The 18,326-nt window shown below is 60.4% G+C and carries 17 protein-coding genes; 14 read left to right on the forward strand and 3 right to left on the reverse strand.

Annotated features, from left to right (window positions below; all coding sequences use genetic code 11):
• Positions 1–25: 25 nt before the first annotated feature.
• The 3 genes from NYR50_RS16040 to aroQ all read left to right on the forward strand — a co-directional run bounded on the left by NYR50_RS16040 (position 26) and on the right by aroQ (position 2,168).
• Positions 26–787, forward strand: coding sequence for an amino acid ABC transporter ATP-binding protein (locus tag NYR50_RS16040; RefSeq protein ID WP_010973937.1), 762 nt, complete (start codon positions 26–28; stop codon positions 785–787).
• A 71-nt stretch (positions 788–858) separates the two neighbouring features.
• A complete protein-coding gene (locus NYR50_RS16045) occupies positions 859–1,728 on the forward strand; it encodes a shikimate dehydrogenase (RefSeq protein ID WP_418137590.1) in 870 nt (289 codons plus the stop codon).
• A complete protein-coding gene (gene aroQ, locus NYR50_RS16050) occupies positions 1,725–2,168 on the forward strand; it encodes a type II 3-dehydroquinate dehydratase (RefSeq protein ID WP_418137591.1) in 444 nt (147 codons plus the stop codon). The genes NYR50_RS16045 and aroQ overlap by 4 nt, the downstream gene beginning before the upstream one ends.
• Here the strand turns inward: aroQ and NYR50_RS16055 are convergent.
• Positions 2,143–2,835 carry a TetR family transcriptional regulator gene (locus tag NYR50_RS16055; protein WP_418137592.1) on the reverse strand — a complete coding sequence of 231 codons (693 nt, stop codon included), beginning with the start codon at positions 2,833–2,835 and terminating at the stop codon, positions 2,143–2,145. The genes aroQ and NYR50_RS16055 overlap by 26 nt on opposite strands.
• Positions 2,836–2,956: 121 nt before the next feature.
• Here NYR50_RS16055 and NYR50_RS16060 point away from each other — a divergent pair, with 121 nt between their 5' ends.
• A complete protein-coding gene (locus NYR50_RS16060) occupies positions 2,957–4,858 on the forward strand; it encodes a bifunctional sugar phosphate isomerase/epimerase/4-hydroxyphenylpyruvate dioxygenase family protein (protein WP_418138261.1) in 1,902 nt (633 codons plus the stop codon).
• Between the two features lie 61 nt (positions 4,859–4,919).
• Here the strand turns inward: NYR50_RS16060 and NYR50_RS16065 are convergent, their stop codons facing one another.
• On the reverse strand, positions 4,920–5,222 hold the full coding sequence (locus tag NYR50_RS16065) for a putative quinol monooxygenase (protein ID WP_418137593.1): 303 nt from the start codon (positions 5,220–5,222) through the stop codon (positions 4,920–4,922).
• A gap of 590 nt (positions 5,223–5,812) precedes the next feature.
• Between NYR50_RS16065 and NYR50_RS16070 the strand changes: the two genes are divergently transcribed.
• From NYR50_RS16070 to NYR50_RS16090, 5 genes are all read left to right on the forward strand, one after another.
• Positions 5,813–7,633 (forward strand): ABC transporter ATP-binding protein, encoded by a 1,821-nt coding sequence (locus tag NYR50_RS16070; RefSeq protein WP_174011929.1) that lies wholly within the window; start codon positions 5,813–5,815, stop codon positions 7,631–7,633.
• Between the two features lie 41 nt (positions 7,634–7,674).
• Positions 7,675–9,210 (forward strand): ABC transporter substrate-binding protein, encoded by a 1,536-nt coding sequence (locus NYR50_RS16075; RefSeq protein ID WP_418137594.1) that lies wholly within the window; start codon positions 7,675–7,677, stop codon positions 9,208–9,210.
• Positions 9,211–9,300: 90 nt separating this feature from the next.
• Positions 9,301–10,224: an ABC transporter permease gene (locus NYR50_RS16080; RefSeq protein ID WP_006316568.1), complete on the forward strand. Its 924-nt coding sequence runs from the start codon at positions 9,301–9,303 to the stop codon at positions 10,222–10,224.
• A 6-nt stretch (positions 10,225–10,230) separates the two neighbouring features.
• Positions 10,231–11,079: an ABC transporter permease gene (locus NYR50_RS16085; protein ID WP_127758263.1), complete on the forward strand. Its 849-nt coding sequence runs from the start codon at positions 10,231–10,233 to the stop codon at positions 11,077–11,079.
• A gap of 4 nt (positions 11,080–11,083) precedes the next feature.
• Positions 11,084–12,817, forward strand: coding sequence for a M14 family metallopeptidase (locus NYR50_RS16090; protein WP_418137595.1), 1,734 nt, complete (start codon positions 11,084–11,086; stop codon positions 12,815–12,817).
• A 122-nt stretch (positions 12,818–12,939) separates the two neighbouring features.
• On the opposite strand, the gene NYR50_RS16095 is transcribed toward NYR50_RS16090, so the two are convergent.
• Positions 12,940–13,314, reverse strand: a complete 375-nt coding sequence (locus NYR50_RS16095) for a hypothetical protein (RefSeq protein WP_035216873.1) — start codon at positions 13,312–13,314, stop codon at positions 12,940–12,942.
• A 343-nt stretch (positions 13,315–13,657) separates the two neighbouring features.
• On the opposite strand from NYR50_RS16095, the gene NYR50_RS16100 reads away from it, so the two are divergent.
• The 5 genes from NYR50_RS16100 (at position 13,658) to NYR50_RS16120 (ending at position 18,251) form a co-directional block, all read left to right on the forward strand.
• Positions 13,658–14,830, forward strand: a complete 1,173-nt coding sequence (locus NYR50_RS16100; RefSeq protein ID WP_418137596.1) for an ABC transporter substrate-binding protein — start codon at positions 13,658–13,660, stop codon at positions 14,828–14,830.
• 90 nt (positions 14,831–14,920) lie between these two features.
• A complete protein-coding gene (locus NYR50_RS16105) occupies positions 14,921–15,784 on the forward strand; it encodes a branched-chain amino acid ABC transporter permease (protein WP_418137597.1) in 864 nt (287 codons plus the stop codon).
• 1 nt (position 15,785) lies between these two features.
• A complete protein-coding gene (locus NYR50_RS16110; RefSeq protein WP_418137598.1) occupies positions 15,786–16,793 on the forward strand; it encodes a branched-chain amino acid ABC transporter permease in 1,008 nt (335 codons plus the stop codon).
• Positions 16,790–17,554, forward strand: coding sequence for an ABC transporter ATP-binding protein (locus tag NYR50_RS16115; RefSeq protein ID WP_418137599.1), 765 nt, complete (start codon positions 16,790–16,792; stop codon positions 17,552–17,554). The genes NYR50_RS16110 and NYR50_RS16115 overlap by 4 nt, the downstream gene beginning before the upstream one ends.
• Complete coding sequence (locus NYR50_RS16120; RefSeq protein ID WP_418137600.1) at positions 17,535–18,251, forward strand: ABC transporter ATP-binding protein; 717 nt, start codon at positions 17,535–17,537, stop codon at positions 18,249–18,251. Before NYR50_RS16115 ends, NYR50_RS16120 begins: the two co-directional genes overlap by 20 nt.
• The last annotated feature ends 75 nt before the right edge of the window (positions 18,252–18,326 follow it).

Consider the following 18,326-nt stretch of genomic DNA (forward strand, 5'->3'; position numbering starts at 1 on the left):
GCTGAAAAGCATGAAGGAAAGTTCCATGTCGCAATCCTCCGCCGCACAGGCTCCGCTGATCGCCCTTGAAGGGGTTGGAAAGTGGTATGGAGCCTTCCATGCGCTTAAAGGCGTCAATATGACGGTTCGCAAAGGCGAGAAGATCGTTCTTTGCGGCCCGTCGGGTTCGGGCAAATCCACCCTCATCCGCTGCATCAACCATCTGGAGGAAATCCAGGAGGGCAAGATCACCGTCGAGGGCACCACGCTGTCGGATTCCAGCCGCGCCATCGATGCGGTTCGCCGCGAAGTGGGCATGGTGTTCCAGAGCTTCAATCTCTTCCCGCACAAGACCATCATGGAAAACTGTACCCTTGCCCCGATGAGGGTGAAGGGGCTTTCCAAGGCTGATGCGGAGGCGACGGCGCGCAAATATCTGGACCGCGTGCGCATCCTCAACCAGGCCGACAAATACCCGGCACAGCTTTCCGGCGGCCAGCAGCAGCGTGCGGCCATCGCCCGGGCGCTGTGCATGGAACCGAAGGCCATGCTATTCGACGAGCCGACCTCGGCGCTCGACCCGGAAATGGTGAAGGAAGTGCTCGACACCATGATCGGCCTTGCCCGCGACGGCATGACGATGATCTGCGTGACCCATGAAATGGGTTTCGCCCGCCAGGTGGCCGACCGCGTGGTCTTCATGTCGGAAGGCGAGATCATCGAGGAAGGCCCGCCGGAAGAATTCTTCCGCGATCCCAAGCACCAGCGTACGCGCACGTTCCTCGGCGAAATTCTCGCCCACCACTGAGGTTCGCGCGCGCTTAAGGCGGGCGGGATTGTCCCGCCTCTCCCACACCGTCCGATGAGCGACACCTGATCATGACAGAAAAAACCGCCTACAAGGTCGGCCTGATAGGCGCCGACATCCAGCTTTCCAAATCGCCCGCGCTGCACATGCGCGAGGGTGCGGCCCATGGCCTCGACTATTCCTACGAGCTTGTGGATGTCACCGCCCGCAAACTGCCGCAGAGTAGCCTTCCCGCTCTTCTCGACGAGCTGGAGGCGCGCGGTTTTGCCGGAGCGAACATCACCCATCCCTTCAAGCAGGCCGTCATTCCGCACCTGCATGAACTCTCCGACGACGCCCGCATGCTGGGCGCGGTCAACACGGTCGTCTTCCGGGACGGACGCCGTATCGGCCACAATACCGACTGGTACGGTTTTTACGAAAGCTTCGTGCGTGGCCTGCCGGATGCAAAGCGCGACCGGGCGCTTCTGGTCGGCGCAGGTGGTGCCGGCGTTGCGGTGGCCCATGCCGCGTTGAAGCTCGATATTATCAGGCTGGATATCTTCGATCGGGATTTTCCACGAGCCGAACGTCTCGCCGACGAACTCAATGCCCGTTTTGGCGAAGGCCGCGCCTTCGCGGTCAAGAACCCGGCCGAATCGCTGCCCTTTGCCGATGGCCTGATCCATGCCACGCCGATGGGCATGCCCGCCCATCCCGGCATGCCGGTTGCAGCCGAGCTGATCGAACAAAAGCACTGGGTCGCCGATATCGTCTATATGCCGCTGGTGACCGAGCTTCTGGCGACCGCGGCCAGCAACGGATGCCGAACCCTGCCCGGCGGCGGCATGACCGTGTTCCAGGCCGTCGGGGCATTTCGCCTCTTTTGCAGCCGCGAGCCGGATGCGAGACGCATGACGGCGCATTTCACCGAACTTTGCATGGCGGAGGGCGTGGCATGAGCCTTTTTACGATCCTGAACGGTCCGAACCTCAACCTGCTCGGCCAGCGCCAGCCGGAGATTTACGGCTACGAGACGCTCGCCGATGTCGAGGCCGATTGCCGTGCCATCGCCGAAGCCGCCGGCCACGAGCTGTTTTTTTCCCAGAGTAACCGGGAATATGAGCTGATCGACTGGATCCACGAAGCCCGCGGCAAGTCCGCGGGCATCGTCATCAATCCGGGCGCATTGACCCATACGTCAGTGGCGATCCTTGATGCGCTGAACGCATTCGAGGCTGATGTCATCGAGGTACATATTTCCAACATCCACAAACGCGAGGTCTTCCGGCACCATTCCTATGTGTCTACCCGTGCCGAAGGCGTGATCGCCGGTCTTGGCATCGAAGGTTACGGGGTGGCGCTACGCCACCTCATCAACCGTTTTTCCCGATCCTCGTAATATGCTCGGGCTTCAGCACATAGCGCAGCAACATCTCCGCCACATGCGCGGACAGCGCTTCCTGGCCGGCCTCACTGAAAAGCGTATCGCCAAAATTGAACGAAAAAGTTTCGGTGTTCGAGACGTTGTAAAAAGACAGTGCACTGATCTGCCAATGCAGTTCAAGAGCGTCCAGTCCCGGCCGGAACAGGCCGGCATCCTGCCCGCGCTTCAATATTCGCCGCATGATCTCGATGGCGGGCCGGTTGACGTTGCGGATCGCCTCCGAAACCCTGATGTGCCTGCCGTGGTGAATGTTTTCCGTCATGACCATGCGGACGAAAGCGGGGTTGCGACGGTGATGCTCGAAGGTGAACCGACAGAGCTTCTCCAGTGCGGCAATAGGCTCCAGATCATCCAGTTCAAGGTTGCCTTCGCCGCCGCGCACCTGCGCATAGGCCGCCTCCAGGACGCGTTTGTAGAGGCCTTCCTTGTCGCCGAAATAATAATAGATCATGCGCTTGGACGTGCGCGTGCGCGCCGCGATCTCATCGATGCGCGCGCCGGAGAGGCCATTCTGCGAAAACTCATCCATGGCGACGGAAAGAATGTCGCGGCGAACCCCTTCCGGATCGCGCTTCGCCTGCCGGCTTTCTCGGGTTGCGTTCGAAGTCGCGCTTTTGGTCATCATCCATTCCATCGGTGCGGCGGCGGCCTGCGGTCACGCCCTGCTTATTAACCAATTAGTACATAAGGCTGAAAAGGAAGGCAATATGGCGAGCTATGACACAGGAAGACACGGCATGCCAATGCGCACATCCATCGCAACCGTGTCCATCAGCGGCGAGTTTCCCGAAAAGCTGGCGGCCATCGCCAAGGCCGGCTTTTCCGGCGTGGAGATTTTCGAGAATGATTTCCTGACCTATGACGCCTCCCCGCGCGAGGTGAAGGCGCTTGCCGCCGATCATGGACTTGATATCACCCTCTTCCAGCCGTTCCGCGATTTCGAGGGCATGCCGGAACCGCACCGCGCCCGCGCTTTCGAGAGGGCTGAGCGGAAATTCGATATCATGGGCGAACTCGGCACCGATCTGATACTGATCTGCTCGAATGTCTCTCCGGTCTCGCTCGGCGGCATCGACCGCGCCGCTGCGGATTTCCATGAGCTCGGTGAACTGGCCGCAAAACATGGCGTGCGCGTCGGTTACGAGGCACTGGCCTGGGGCCGCCATATCAGCGATCACCGTGATGCCTGGGAGGTGGTGCGCCGTGCCGATCACGCCAATGTCGGCATCATTCTCGACAGTTTCCACACGCTATCGCGCAAGATCGATCCCAATTCGATCCGCTCCATTCCCGGTGACAAGATTTTCATCGTGCAACTGGCCGATGCGCCGCTGATCGACATGGACCTGCTCTACTGGAGCCGCCATTTCCGCAACATGCCGGGTGAAGGCGATCTGCCTGTCGTGGACTTCATGCGCGCCGTGGCCGCGACCGGTTATAGCGGGCCGCTATCGCTGGAAATCTTCAACGACCAGTTCCGCGGCGGCTCCGCCCGGCTACTTGCCGAAGATGGCCACCGCTCACTGATCAACCTGATGGACCAGGTGCGCCGTCTCGAACCCGATATCCGCATCGACGTGCCTGCCATGCCGGAACGGGTTGAAACGCAGGGTGTGGAATTCGTCGAGTTCACCACGGCACCGGAGGAAAAGGCCAATCTGGAAGCACTGCTCACCACGCTCGGTTTTGAAAAATCGGCGCAGCACCGCAACCGCGCGGTCGATCTTTATACGCAGGGCGATATCCGCATCGTCATCAATACCAGCGATGACGGCGACAGCTTCGCCGGTGCTTCCTATTCGATCCACGGCACCAATGCCTATGCCTTCGGGCTGAAGGTCGACGATGCCCAGGCGGCGTTGGCACGGGCCAAGGCGCTCGGCGCACCGACCTTCGCAGAACCACGCAAGACAGGCGAAGTCGCCGTTCCCGCCATTCAGGGCGTGGGCAATGGCGTCATCTATTTCCTCGATGCTTCGCCGGCGCTCGCCTCCATCTGGGACAAGGAATTCGTACCGACGCAGTGGCAGAAGGCCGCAGGCAATGCCGGCCTCACGCGCATCGATCATCTTGCGCAAACAACGCATTATGATGAAATGCTGACCTGGCTTCTGTTTTACACCTCGCTGTTTTCCTCCCGCCGCACACCGATGATCGATGTGGTCGATCCCGGCGGGCTGGTGCGCAGCCAGGCGATTGAAAGCGTGCCCTCACCGCATTTTCGCCTGACCATGAACGGCGCGGACAACCGCAAGACCTTTGCCGGCAAATTTCTGGCGGAGGGTTTCGGCACCAGCATCCAGCACATCGCCTTCGCCACCGACGATATTTTCGCTACGGCCAAGGCGATGCAGGCGCGGGGTTTTCACGCCCTGCCGATCTCGCGCAATTATTACGACGATCTGGAAGCCCGCTTCGGGCTGGAGCCGGAATTCTCCGATGCCCTGCGAGAAGCAAGCATTCTTTATGACCGGGACGACAGCGGCGAATATTTCCAGATCTACAGCCGCACCTTCGGTGAGGGTTTCTTCTTTGAGGTCATCGAAAGGCGTGGCGCTTATGGCGGTTATGGCGCCATGAACGCCCCCTTCCGCATCGCCGCGCAACGACGCCTTGCGCCGCCGGTCGGCATGCCCAAGGAATAAGTCCCGGCACAGCAATCCGATCGGGCCGCAGCCGGCAGAATGCCGCTGCGGCCCGTTTCGTTCAAGCCAAGGTCGTTATTTCATAATCGCGCGGAATGGCGGAGGTCGCCTTAAACCAGGCAGATGCCCGCGTCCGCTGTTGATGAAAATCAAAGGCAGGACGATCGGTAAAAAGCTCCTCCACCCGCCAGACCAGCGGATCGTCGGTCTGTGACACCTCGAAAGAAATGCAACCGGGTTCCGCTCTCGTCAGGCGAATATGATTGGGAAGATGCTGCCGCACCAGTTCAACATCATCTTCTGACAAGCACCGTAGAAAACCGCTCAACCTGACCGCGCCTGCCTTGTTGTTCATGCCTGACATCCATTCCTCGTCGCCCACACCTCGGGCAGCGCTCTGCGCGCTCTCCCCGATTGCACTAGAACGTGGATATCGCCACGCTCCTCAGCTTTGCAAACTATAAATTTATCCGTCTGCCTGCGCATAGGAAGACGGCCCTTAACGACAACGATTCTGCGACATAGGCATCTTTACGGAGCATTCGGTGCAAATCCGCGCTCAAAATCGATGCGCTTGCACATTTGTAGAGCATTACACAAAAATTGTTCAACACTCTGGACATGATTGTTCTGTTTTGTTAGCTTTTTCGGCAAAACAAGGGTGGGGGAATAAAGTTTCATGCGCATCGTGGAATCTGCGGCCGACGCAAATTATCCTGATGAGACCTGTGAGGTCATCAGCCGCGCTTCCGTGGCATCGCGGGCTTTGAATTGCCCGGCGGCGTCAAGGGCGCCTTCCACCGGCAAAGCGGCCTGAAACATGCAGTCCCTGGAGACATCCCCGTCCTGTCCGCATGGTGCCGCCCGGCGCATGCCTGCCTGCGACCCTTTCCCCTTTTCCATTTCAGATGACTGCGCCAGAATTGCCGCGCAGGCCATGCCGGAGACGATGATATGACTGCCGCAAACGCAAACGCCCTCCTGTCCGTCGAAGGCCTGAGCGTCGAGTTTGGAGACAGCCGCGTCGTGGACGATATCTCCTTCCGCGTGGAACCCGGCCGCACCGTCGCGGTCGTTGGCGAATCCGGGTCAGGAAAATCTGTCACGTCGCTCTCCACCATGCGCCTTGCGGACATGATGGGCGCAACCTACCCCACCGGCAAAATCCTGTTTGAAGGCAAGGACTTGCTGAAGGCTTCGCAGAAAGAGATGCGCTCGATCCGCGGCAAGGAGATCGCCATGATCTTCCAGGAGCCGATGACCTCGCTCAACCCCGTCTTCACCATTGGCGACCAGATCTGCGAAGTGCTTGTTCTGCATGAGAAGCTGGGCAAGACGGCTGCGATGGAGCAGGCAAAACAACTGCTCGACATGGTGCGCCTGCCCGACGCGGCGGAGCTTCTGCACCGTTATCCGCACCAGCTTTCCGGCGGCATGCGCCAGCGCGTGATGATCGCCATGGCGCTCGCCTGCCGGCCGAAGCTTTTGATCGCCGACGAACCGACGACGGCGCTCGATGTGACCATTCAGGCGCAGATCCTCAACATCATGCGCGACCTGCAGAAGAAGCTCGGCATGGGCATGGTCTTCATCACCCATGATATGGGCGTTGTGGCGGAAATGGCCGATGACGTCGTTGTCATGTGGAAGGGCAAGAAGGTCGAGGAAGGCCCGGTCAAGGATATCTTCGCCAACCCGCAGCACCCTTACACGCGGGCGCTTCTTTCCGCCGTTCCGCGTCTCGGCAGCATGGAGGGCGAAGCGTTTCCGAAGCGGCTGCCACTCACCGTGCTGCAGGATGGCCAGCCGGTGGTGATCGGTGAAGAGCGCGTGCAGGACACCGCCAAATACGATCAGAAACCGCTTCTGTCGGTGGAGGACCTGTTCGTTCGCTTCGATATTCGCAAGAACCTGTTCGGCAAGGCGACGCACCGCCTGAGCGCGGTGCAGAAGGTCAGCTTTGACATCCATGCCGGCGAAACGCTGGCGCTGGTGGGCGAATCCGGTTCCGGCAAATCCACCATCGGCCGCACCATCCAGCAGTTGCAAACGGCCGTATCAGGCGAAATTTCCTTCAACGGCCGCAGCTATTCGCAGATGTCGGCGGCCGAACGCTTCCGCATGCGCCAGGAAGTGCAATATATCTTCCAGGACCCCTTCGCCTCGCTCGATCCGCGCAAGACGGTCGGCTTTTCCATTGCCGAACCGATCAACACCCATGGTTTGATCAATGATCAGAAAGCCGTACGCCGGCGCGTCGATGAGTTGCTGGAACGCGTGGGCCTCAGCTCGGAACATGCCGCGCGTTATCCGCACGAGTTTTCCGGCGGCCAGCGCCAGCGCGTCTGCATCGCCCGTGCACTCGCCTCCGATCCGAAGCTCATCATTGCAGACGAAGCGCTGTCGGCGCTCGATGTCTCCATTCAGGCGCAGATCATCAATCTATTCATGGATTTGCAGGCCGAGCGCGGTCTCGCTTATCTCTTCATCAGCCATGACATGGCTGTCGTGGAAAAGATGAGCCATCGCGTCGCCGTGCTTTATCTCGGCCAGATCATGGAAATGGGCAGCCGCCAGCAGGTGTTCGAAACGCCGACGCATGATTATACCCGCCGCCTGCTTTCGGCCGTGCCGGTCGCCGATCCGACCATCGAGCGCCGCATCGCCATGATCGAGGGCGAAATACCCAATCCCGTGCGCCGTGTCGGTGATGAGCCGGCCATTCTCGCCCATGAGGAAATCAATCCGGGGCACTTCATCGCGAAGAGCGCCTGAATAACAACCAGAACCGCAACCATCTGAAGAGGAACAGGTAGATGACAATAATCAAGAAGGGGATGACGACAACGTTCGTCGCGCTTGCCATGGCCGCCACGGCCTTCACCGCCGCACCGGCTTTCGCCGCCGGCAAGATGACCATTTCCAGCCCGCAGGACCCGGGCAGCTGGGATCCGATCGACACCTTCCTCGTACAATGGGCGGCGGTTGCCACCAACATTTTCGACGGCCTGACCTATCGCGGCCCGGACCTGAAGCTGGCGCCCGGCCTTGCCGAATCCTGGGAAGAACTGGACGAGGGCAAGCGCATCCGCTTCAAGCTGCGCCAGAACGTCAAGTTCCACAATGGTGAGCCCTTCAACGCCGCCGCCGTCAAGTTCACCTTCGAGCGCCTTCTTGGCGAACAGGGTGCCAAGGGCCCGCAGCGCTCCAACTACGTCGCCATCGAAAGCGTCGATGTCATTGATGATTACACCGTCGACATGAAGTTGAAGGCGCCCGATCCGGTGCTGCTCACCAAGCTTGCCGGTTATGGCGGCATGATCGTTCCGCCTGCCTATATCAAGGAAAAGGGCGAGGACAATTTCAACCTCAACCCTGTCGGCACCGGCGCATTCAAATTCGTCTCCTATGCGCCGAAGACCAACATCAAGCTGGAGGCCAACGCCGACTACTGGGGCGGTGCGCCAAAACTTTCCGAACTGGAATACCGCTTCATCTCCGAGCCGGCGACCGCTGTTGCCGAACTTCAGGCCGGCCGCGTCGATCTCGTCATTCCGCCCACCATCCCGATCGGCATGATCCCCGTCATCGAAGGCGATTCCAAGCTGGAGATCGTCAGCGTTCCCGGCCCGACCGTCGATGCGCTGCGTTTCAACACCCGTGACGGCATCACCGCCGACCCGAAGGTGCGCAAGGCGATCATCATGGCCGTCGACCGCGGCACCATCGTCAAGTCGATCCTTGCCGGCCAGGCATCGGAAATCGCCAGCTTCCAGAGCGCGCTGTCCTTCGGTTACGATACCGATCTGAAGCCGCTGCCCTACGATCCTGATGGTGCCAAGAAGCTGCTCGCGGAAGCTGGCGTCAAGCCGGGTGCGGCGTTGCAGATCGATATCCGCGGCAATGACGCGACGATGAACGAAGTGGCGCAGGTCATTTCCAGCTACCTCTCCATGGTCGGCATCACCGCCACCATCAAGCCCTATGAGACCAACGTGCTGCTGAACGACATCATCCCGCAGGGCAAGACCGGCGCGATGTTCCAGCAGAAGTGGGGCGGCTGGACCTTCGATTACGACAACACGGCCTATTCCATGTACCACTCCGGTGAAAAGTGGAACCCTTACGACAAGGACGAAAAGCTGGACAAGCTCCTGGAATCCCAGCGTCCGCTGACCGACCGTGCCGAGCGCGAAAAGATCCTCAAGGAAATCGGCAGCTATACCGCCGAACGCGCGCTGGAAATCCCGCTTTACAACACCAATGCCATTTACGGCATCAACAAGCGGGTCAAGGGTTTCGTCGCACCGCCGGATAACCGCCTGAAGCTGACCGACGTCACCGTCGAATAATCAGGCTCATCTTCCCTAAAAGCGCCTTGCCCGCCATCCCGCGGGCAAGGCCGGGTCTCTCTTCCCGAGTTTCTCTTCAAGGTAAAAAACGTGGCCGGTTTCCTCATCAAGCGATTGCTGCAGGCGATTTTTGTCGTCATCGCCATCACCCTTCTCGTGTCTTTCGCCATCCGCCTCACCGGCGATCCGGCTGTCACCATGTTCCAGGGCGGCGGCAGCATGACGGAAGATGATCTGGCGCGCATCCGTGCGGCGCTCGGCACCGACCGGCCGTTCTTCGTGCAATATTTCAGCTTCCTGAAGGGTCTCGTGACGCTCGATTTCGGCCGCAGCTTCACCGGCAGCACGCCGGTCTCGCGGCTGATTGCCGATGCCCTGCCCGCCACGCTGCTGCTCGCCTTTATCTCGATGGCGGTGTCGATCGCGCTTTCCATTCCGCTCGGCATAAAGGCGGCGACATCACGCGGGAAGACGGCAGATCAGGTGATCCGCATCTTCTCGCTCATCGGCCTGTCCTTCCCGAATTTCTGGCTCGCCACCATGCTGGTGCTCCTGTTCTCCATCACGCTTGGCTGGCTGCCGCCAAGCGGCATGGGCGGCTTCGCCAGCTACATCATGCCATCCGTCACCATGGGTGTTATCCTCACCGCCACCAATGTCCGCCTCGTTCGCACGGCGATGCTGGATACGCTGCGCTCACAATATGTCATGGTGGCGCGCGCCAAGGGCCTCAGCGAAAGCAAGGTTCTCTACAAACATGCGCTGCGCAATTGCGCCATTCCGCTCATCACCTATTTCGGCCTGCAATTTGGCGGGCTGCTCGGCGGCATCGTCGTCATCGAGCGCGTCTTCAACTGGCCGGGTCTCGGCACGCTGGCCTTCGACGCGGTCGGCGCGCGTGACTATCCCGTGCTTCAGGCCGTCATCACCGTGCTGTCGCTGATGATCGTCGGCATCAACCTTCTGGTCGATATCGCCTACGGGCTGGTCGATCCGCGCATTCGCACGGAGTAAGTGACGATGGCTGCCAAAACCTCGCGTCTCGCGCGCTTCACCAATCTGGAATTCGTCCTCGGCGCGTTCCTCACGACAGTCATCTGCCTTGCGGTCGTCTTTTCCGACGTGCTGTTTCCCGGCGGTGCGGACAAGATCGACCTGATGGCGCGCCTTGCCAAACCATTTGCCAACGCCGCTCATCCGCTCGGCACCGACCCGCTCGGGCGCGACGTGCTGGCCCGCGTCGTCGCCGGCGGCAAAATCTCGCTGCTAGTCGGTTTCACCTCGGTCATCGGCGCCGTCATCTTCGGCGTCGCGGTCGGCTTGGTCGCCGGCTATTATCGCGGTTTCTGGGACATGCTGGTCATGCGTTTTGCCGACATCCAGCTCGCCATGCCCTTCATTCTTCTGGCCATCACCTTCATCGCCATAGTCGGTGGCAGCCTCACCAACACCATCATCCTGCTGATCATCTCGCAATGGGTGCAATATGCCCGCCTCGTGCGCGGCTCGGTGCTGACGCTCAGGGAGCGAGAATTCATTCTCTCCGCCCGCGCCATTGGCGTGAAGGACTGGCGCATCATCCTCCAGCATCTGCTGCCGAACCTCATCGGTCCAGTCATCGTGCTGATGACGCTCAATGTCGCCAACAATATCCTGCTGGAAAGCAGCCTGACTTTCCTCGGCCTCGGCGTCGATCCGACCATTCCGAGCTGGGGCGGCATGCTGGCGGATGGCCGCACTTACCTGCAGACGGCATGGTGGGTCAGCGTCTTCCCCGGTCTTGCCATCCTGCTCACCGTGCTTGGCCTCAACCTTCTCGGCGACTGGCTGCGCGACAGCCTCGACCCAACAGGCAGAACCTCGAGGTAATCCAATGAGCCAGATTTTCGATCAGACCTTCGAGCGCACGCTGGATACGCTTCTCGCTCGCGCCGAGCCCGGCCAGTCCTTCGAGGCATGGACCTTCGATGACGCCAAAAGCCGCCGCGAGACCGAAGAAAGGCTGAAGAAAAAAGGCGTCTGCGCCCGCATCCGCAGCGCCTACAAACCGCTTCTCTTCACCTTTCTGGAAGAGATCAATTTCGATGGCGTCGATACCATCGAGGTGCGTTACCCCGTGCACACAAACGCGCCAGCCAACCGTTTCCGGCTGGAAGCCTATCCGCTGGCGGCACTGGTTGGCGATGCGACGATCGATTTCATCGCCCGCGACGACGCCGCCTTCCATTATGACGTGACGCTGAGCCGCAATGGCAAGCAGGAAACCCTGACGGTTTTGGCCCCAAACCGGGTTCATACCGATATCGTCGGCGAAACCAATGTCTCGCCAACCGGCTGGTTCCGGCCTGCCGGCAATGCTGCGGGCGAGCGGCTGGAGACGGATTACGAGCGACTTTTCGAAGCGGCGATCCATGCCGTCGCCGACTATAGCTGGGGCGATGAAGAGCCCTACTTCGAAGAACTGAACATCCGCGTCGCTCATCCTGCCGAGGACATGACCCTGCCCGTCGGCGACGAGGTGCTCAGCCTGCGCGAGGCGCTGCATGAGGATTTCTATTTCTCGCTGCTGGAATTCTTCCAGAAAAAATCCGGCCGCCCGCTGGGTGACCGGGGCCTGAAACCCGGCCAGATTGTCCCGGAAATCGTGAAAAGCGAAGGTGAAATCTCCGTCCACATCGAGACCCGCACGCTCACCACCGCCTTCCTCGATGGCGGCGAGCAGTCGATCGATGAAGCCCGCGAGCCCGTCGCCGCAGGCCAGCTTGTGACGCTGCTTTCGCAGATCGGCGGCGAGGCTTTCGATGCCCGCACGCGCTCCGGCCGCATCCTTGCCGCCCGTTACGTCGCCGGCAGCGATGCCGCCGTGATGGTGAGCGGTGGCCAGCACCCGAACGAGACGACTGGCATCATCGGCGCCATACGCGCCGCCCGCAAACTTGCGGAGCGCAAGGGCGCACATTTCACCATCTCACCGCTGGAAAACCCTGACGGCTACGCCCTGCACCAGCGGCTGCGCATCGACAATCCGCGCCATATGCACCATGCTGCGCGCTACACGGCGCTGGGCGACGACCTCGAATATCGCACGCCGGAAAATTCAGGCGCGCATCTGAACGAGAAGGAAATCCGCTTCAAGGCGCAAGAAATCAGTGGCGCCAGCCTGCATGTGAACTTGCACGGTTATCCCTCGCATGAATGGACCCGGCCTCTATCCGGTTACGTGCCGCGCAATTTTGCCATGTGGACTTTGCCGAAGGGCTTCTTCCTCATCATCCGCCACCATGCAGACTGGGAAAGTCAGGCCGAAGCCCTGCTCGACAAGGTAACCCGCCATCTTGGCGCGATTCCCGGCCTTCTGGATTACAATAACCGCCAGATCGCACTTTATGAAATCCACGCCGGCGAAACCGGTTTTCGCATCATCAACGGCTTCCCATGCCTGTCATCCGTGGACGACCGCCACACCGTGCCGATGACGCTGATTACCGAATATCCCGATGAAACGATCTATGGCGACGATTTCATCACCGGCCATACCGCGCAGATGGAAACAGTGCTTTCCGCCTATGAGGCCTGGCAGGAAATCCTGCCACCGCAGGTCGCCTGATAGAGCCTGGCGGAAACGACGCGGCCTGCATTACTGGCGGCACCGGCCTGCCGGAAACACATGCTCCAACGGGGTGTTGCCGCATGTGTTGAACGGGAACCGCCCAACAGGAGGCGGTTCGCCTATTTTGCCGACGCAGTGGTGGCGAGCTTCTGGTCCCGCTGCTTCTGCAACAGCTTCTTGCCCTTGCTGAGAATATGCAGGTTGGCTGCATCGAGCTTGTTGTAACCCGCCTGAATAATATCGATATCGGCAACGTGGCCGATTGCTGCAAGCTTGTACATGACGTCGCCGACGGCCACGTCGATGCTGGGCGCAGGCGCGGAGACGGCATCCTTCACGGCTGCCTGCAGGTCTTCCGTTGTTCCGCCCATGGCGTGATAGAGCGTCAGCGCCTTGCGCAGGAATGCTTCGCGACGCTCGATCCTGTTGTTGAGCGTATTTTCCCCGACGCGATTGCGCATCAGCTCAACAGCTTTATTCTGATATTCGCCCATCAAGACACCAAATAAAGTTCCAAAATATGCTTGGCGAGACTACGAACAATCCCCTTAGAACTGGTTAAGGCATTGGTTTCGTCTTCGCATCGGCACTATCCCGCGTCGAGTTTGCCCGAAGCTGTTCTCACGACACGCCAGGTCCATCGGCGGCCGTTTTTTAGACTGGCAGTAACGGCGCTTATCCATCGCGGCGGTATGGAGTAGAACGAAATGCTGGCTTATTGATAACCGTCAGGTTATTTATCACCCCCCTTATTTCATTTTACATTGGCCATCACACTCCTCAATCTGCGAGGATCGGCCAGTGGATGGGAGCCACGGGTCACTTGGGAGGAAATCTATGAAATTACGGATCACCGCCGCAATCGTGGCCATCTGCTTCAGTTCCGCTGCTTATGCCGAGACCATCAAAGTCGGCGTGGTCGGTCCGTTCTCTGGCCCGTTTGCGTTGCAGGGCAAGAACTTCAAGGCCGGTATCGACGCCTGGTTTGCCCTTCACGGCAACAAGGTCGGCAATGACACGGTTGAGGTCGTCTATCGCGACGTGCCGCAGGCCGATCCGGCGCAATCCAAGGCGCTGGCGCAGGAACTGGTGGTGAAGGAACGGGTGCAATATCTCGCCGGCTTCTATTTCACCCCTGATGCCATGGCCGTCACGCCGCTTTTGAAGCAGGGCAATGTTCCGATGGTCATCATGAATGCCGCCACCTCGGCCATCGTGACCAAGAGCCCCTATGTGGTGCGCACCTCTTTCACCACCTGGCAGACCTCTACGCCGATAGCCAAGGTGGCCTTTGATGGCGGCGTGAAAAAGGTCATTTCTCTGGTCAGCGATTACGGCCCGGGCGTCGATGCCGAAAACGCTTTCAAGGCGGCCTTTACCGCCGCCGGCGGCGAGGTGGTGGAAACCATCCGCATGCCGCTTTCCACCAATGATTTCAGCCCCATCATGCAGCGGGTGAAAGATTCCGGCGCTCAAGGGGTTTTCGCCTTCCTGCCGTCAGGCCCGACCACGCTCGGTTTCGTCAAGGCCTTCAACGATAACGGCCTGAAATCATCAGGCGTCAAGCTCTTCGCTCCGGGTGACCTCACCCAGGAATCCGACCTGCCGGCGCTTGGCGAGGCCGCACTCGGCATGCAGACGACCTTCCATTACGCCGTCTCGCATGATTCGCCTGAGAACAAGACCTTCGTGGAGGCCGCCGCCAAGGCGATCGGCAATCCGAAGGAACTGTCCTTTCCCGCAGTCAGCGCTTTTGACGGCATGTATGTCATCAGCAAGATGATCGAGGCCACCGGCGGCAGACAGGATGCGGAAAAGGCAGTCGAGGCGGTGAAGGGTCTATCTTGGACAAGCCCGCGCGGCCCTGTTAGCATCGATCCGGAAAGCCGTCACATCACGCAGAACATATATCTGCGCGAAGTGGCCAAAGCGGATGACGGCACCTATTACAACAAGGAAGTCCAGACCTTCGAAAAGCAGGGCGATCCGGGTCTCGCCGCCGCGAAGTAATCGCGGCCCTCTTCAAGCGACCGCACCGCCGATTGGGCGGTTCGGTTCCGGCATGGATGGGCGTTGCAGCATCGGGAGGATGCTTTCAACATGCAGACAGTCTTCAGCATCCTCATCGATGCGCTTGCCTATGGCATGGTCCTGTTCATCATCTCCATCGGCCTTTCCGTCACGATGGGGCTGATGCGGGTGGTCAATCTGGCGCACGGCGCCTTCGCCATGATCGGCGGTTATCTCGCCTCCTATGCCGCCCACGGCCTCGGCCTTGGTTATGCGATGGCGATCCTCGTTGCGATTATCGGCACCATCGTCATCGCCATACCGCTTGAACGTTTCCTCTATCGCCGCATCTACGGCGCGCCAGAGCTGACGCAGGTGCTGATGACCATCGGCATCACCTTCTGCATCATCGGCATCGCAAATTACGTCTTCGGCCCCACATTGAAGACCATTCCGCTGCCGCAGCAGCTCGCCGGCCCCACCGATCTCGGCTTCCGCACCATCGCCACCCATCGCATCTTCGCCATTGCCTGCGGGCTGGCCGTGGCCGGCGCACTGTGGTTCACCTTCGAAAAGACCGCCTTCGGTATCAAGCTGCGGGCGGCAGTGGACAATGCCGCGATGGCCGCCGCGCTGGGCGTGCGCACCGAGGTCATCTATGCCGTCAGCTTCGCCATCGCTGTCGGCCTTGCCGCGATGGGCGGCGTCATCGGCGCGGAACTGCTGCCGGTCGAACCCTATTACGCGCTGCGCTACATGGTCACCTTTCTCGTGGTGGTCTCCGTCGGCGGCGCGGGCTCCATTCCCGGCGCGTTGATCGCCTGCCTGCTGCTCGGCGCCATTGATACGACCGGGCGGTATCTCGCCCCCGAATATGGCGAATTCTTCTTTTATCTGGCGGTCATCGTGATCATCACCTTGTTCCCGCGCGGCCTTCTCGGAAGGGCGAAATGAGATGGCGGTGCTCATGAACAACGTGACTGAAACGGCAGAGATCCCGAAGGCGCGCTCGCCGCTGCGCACGCTCGCGGGGCCGCTCCTCATTATCACCGCCGCCATCATCGGCTACTTCCTGTTTCCGGATAATCTGGCGCTTCTGACCCGCATCATCGCCATTGCGCTTCTCGTGCTGTCGATCGATCTCGTCACCGGTTATTGCGGCGTCGCCACGCTTGGCCATGCCGCACTCTTCGGCGCGGGCGCCTATGCCGCCGGTATTGCCGCTGCCCATTTCGAGATCACCGACCCGCTTCTCATGACCGTAATCGGCGCGGCAGCGGGCGGTGTGGCCGGGCTGCTTTCCGGCACGGTGTTGCTGCGCGCCCACGGCTTGCCGCAGCTGGTGCTTTCCATCGCCGTCATCCATTTGTTCCATGAGGCGGCCAACAAGGCATCGGGCTGGACCGGCGGCAGCGACGGTCTGTCAGGCGTGTCTCCTGACGCCCTGTTGGGCACCTTCGAATTCGACCTTTTCGGCCGCACCGCTTATGTTTACGGCGTCTGTCTGCTGCTCCTCGTTTTCATCGCCCTCAGGGTCGTGGTCAATTCGCCTTTCGGCATGTTGTGCCGTGGTGTCAAGCAGGACAGCATCCGCATTCAGGCCATGGGCGGCTCCGTCAATGGCACGGTTCTGAAGATGTTCGTGATATCAGGCATCGTCGCCGGCATTGGCGGCGCGCTGAACGCCATCTCGACCCAGGTTGTCGGCCTCGATAGCCTCAGCTTCACGCTTTCGGCCGAGGGGCTGGTCATGCTGGTTCTCGGCGGCGCGGGTTCGCTTTACGGCGCGCTGATCGGCACTGTCACTTTCATGTGGTTCGAGGATGTGGTTTCCGCGGCCAATCCGTTCCACTGGCTCACCATTGTCGGCCTGCTGCTGATTGCCGTCGTACTCTTCGCACCACGCGGGCTTTACGGCGCGGGTGAACAGATCATCGCGCGCCAGCGGGGAGATCGCAAATGAGCACCATTTTCGAAGTCGCCAGCCTGCAGAAGAATTTCGGCGGCCTCGTCGTTACCAACAATGTCTCGCTGTCGCTTTCGCCGGGAGACCGCACCGTGCTGATCGGCCCCAATGGCGCCGGCAAAACGACCTTCGTCAATCTCGTCACCGGCAATATCAAACCATCGGCCGGCACGGTGCGCATCGCCGGGGAGGACGTGACAAACCTCAGCGCCAGCCAGCGGGTGCAGCGCGGCCTCGTGCGCTCCTTCCAGGTCACCCGGCTGTTTCAGGACATGACGCCCGAGGAACATGTGGCGCTCGCCATTCTCCAGCGCGAAGGCAAAACGGGCCGGATTTTCGGCCGTTACCGCGCCATGCCCTCGGTCATGAGCGAAACCCGCGACATTCTCGGCACGCTCGGTCTTCTGGCGCTTGCCGAAACAAGGGTGCGCGAAATCGCCTATGGCCAGCAGCGGCTGATCGAGATCGCGCTTGCCATGGCGCTTCGCCCGAAAATTCTACTGCTCGACGAACCGGCCGCAGGCGTGCCTTCCACGGAAACGGCGCGCATCGAACAGGCGCTGGACCGGCTGCCGGCCGATCTCGCGATCCTGATGATCGAGCACGACATGGACCTGGTCTTCCGTTTCGCCAGACGCGTCGTCGTTCTGGCAGCAGGCGCCGTCATCTTCGATGGCTCCCCTGAAGATGTCACCAGCAATGCGGAAGTCCGCCAAGCCTATCTCGGAAGTTACGCCAATGACCGCAGCGCCGCTTGAAATCGCCAACCTCACCGCCGGTTATGGCCCGACAAGGGTCATCGAGGGCCTGTCGCTCTCCGTGCCATCGGGCTCGCGTTTTGCCGTGCTTGGCCGCAACGGCGTCGGCAAAACCAGCCTCTTCGCCACGCTCGCCGGCCAGACGAAACGTTTTGCCGGCGATATCCGCATCGGCGGACAGGACATCGCCGCCCTGCCGAGTGCTGCCCGCGCTAAAGCCGGCCTCGGTTACGTGCCGCAGACGCGCGATGTATTCCCCACCCTCACGGTGGAGGAGAACCTCTTCGTCGGCCTCAAGACCCGGCAGAAATCGGCCCTCGAAGAAGCCTACACCCTGTTTCCGCGCCTGAAGGAGCGCCGCCGCAATCTCGGCTCGCAACTCTCTGGCGGCGAACAGCAGATGCTCTCCACCGCCCGCACCATTCTCGGCCAGCCGCGCGTGCTGTTGCTCGATGAACCGCTCGAAGGCCTCGCCCCCGTCATCTGCGAAGAACTGATGGCCGCCTTCTCCAAACTCGCGCAATCGGGCGAAATGACCATTCTTCTCATCGAACAGCGCATCCAGATGGCCATAGACTTCGCCGACCACGCCATCATCATGGAACGCGGCCGCATCGTCTGGGAAGGGCCGTCGAGCGAGCTTGCGGAGAATCCTGGTATTATCGACACCCATCTCGGGGTTGGCGGGCTGCACTGAACCATCTCACCCTCATTCGTCGGCTTCCAAAAAACCCAATGGAATAAAAATTCCATTGCGGCTAAAGTGCAGATG

The organism is Agrobacterium sp. El2ro-1b (genome assembly GCF_048298475.1).
Lineage (GTDB): Bacteria > Pseudomonadota > Alphaproteobacteria > Rhizobiales > Rhizobiaceae > Agrobacterium > Agrobacterium fabrum.

Bases quoted from the DNA above. Each gene is read 5' to 3' on its own strand.
- NYR50_RS16115 (WP_418137599.1), top strand. From the start codon at position 16,790: ATGAGCACCATTTTCGAAGTCGCCAGCCTGCAGAAGAATTTCGGCGGC.
- NYR50_RS16090 (WP_418137595.1), top strand. From the start codon at position 11,084: ATGAGCCAGATTTTCGATCAGACCTTCGAGCGCACGCTGGATACGCTT.
- NYR50_RS16110 (WP_418137598.1), top strand. From the start codon at position 15,786: ATGGCGGTGCTCATGAACAACGTGACTGAAACGGCAGAGATCCCGAAG.
- NYR50_RS16100 (WP_418137596.1), top strand. From the start codon at position 13,658: ATGAAATTACGGATCACCGCCGCAATCGTGGCCATCTGCTTCAGTTCC.
- NYR50_RS16065 (WP_418137593.1), bottom strand. From the start codon at position 5,222: ATGTCAGGCATGAACAACAAGGCAGGCGCGGTCAGGTTGAGCGGTTTT.
- NYR50_RS16120 (WP_418137600.1), top strand. From the start codon at position 17,535: ATGACCGCAGCGCCGCTTGAAATCGCCAACCTCACCGCCGGTTATGGC.
- NYR50_RS16045 (WP_418137590.1), top strand. From the start codon at position 859: ATGACAGAAAAAACCGCCTACAAGGTCGGCCTGATAGGCGCCGACATC.
- NYR50_RS16105 (WP_418137597.1), top strand. From the start codon at position 14,921: ATGCAGACAGTCTTCAGCATCCTCATCGATGCGCTTGCCTATGGCATG.
- NYR50_RS16095 (WP_035216873.1), bottom strand. From the start codon at position 13,314: ATGGGCGAATATCAGAATAAAGCTGTTGAGCTGATGCGCAATCGCGTC.
- aroQ (WP_418137591.1), top strand. From the start codon at position 1,725: ATGAGCCTTTTTACGATCCTGAACGGTCCGAACCTCAACCTGCTCGGC.
- NYR50_RS16040 (WP_010973937.1), top strand. From the start codon at position 26: ATGTCGCAATCCTCCGCCGCACAGGCTCCGCTGATCGCCCTTGAAGGG.
- NYR50_RS16070 (WP_174011929.1), top strand. From the start codon at position 5,813: ATGACTGCCGCAAACGCAAACGCCCTCCTGTCCGTCGAAGGCCTGAGC.
- NYR50_RS16055 (WP_418137592.1), bottom strand. From the start codon at position 2,835: ATGACCAAAAGCGCGACTTCGAACGCAACCCGAGAAAGCCGGCAGGCG.
- NYR50_RS16060 (WP_418138261.1), top strand. From the start codon at position 2,957: ATGCGCACATCCATCGCAACCGTGTCCATCAGCGGCGAGTTTCCCGAA.
- NYR50_RS16085 (WP_127758263.1), top strand. From the start codon at position 10,231: ATGGCTGCCAAAACCTCGCGTCTCGCGCGCTTCACCAATCTGGAATTC.
- NYR50_RS16075 (WP_418137594.1), top strand. From the start codon at position 7,675: ATGACAATAATCAAGAAGGGGATGACGACAACGTTCGTCGCGCTTGCC.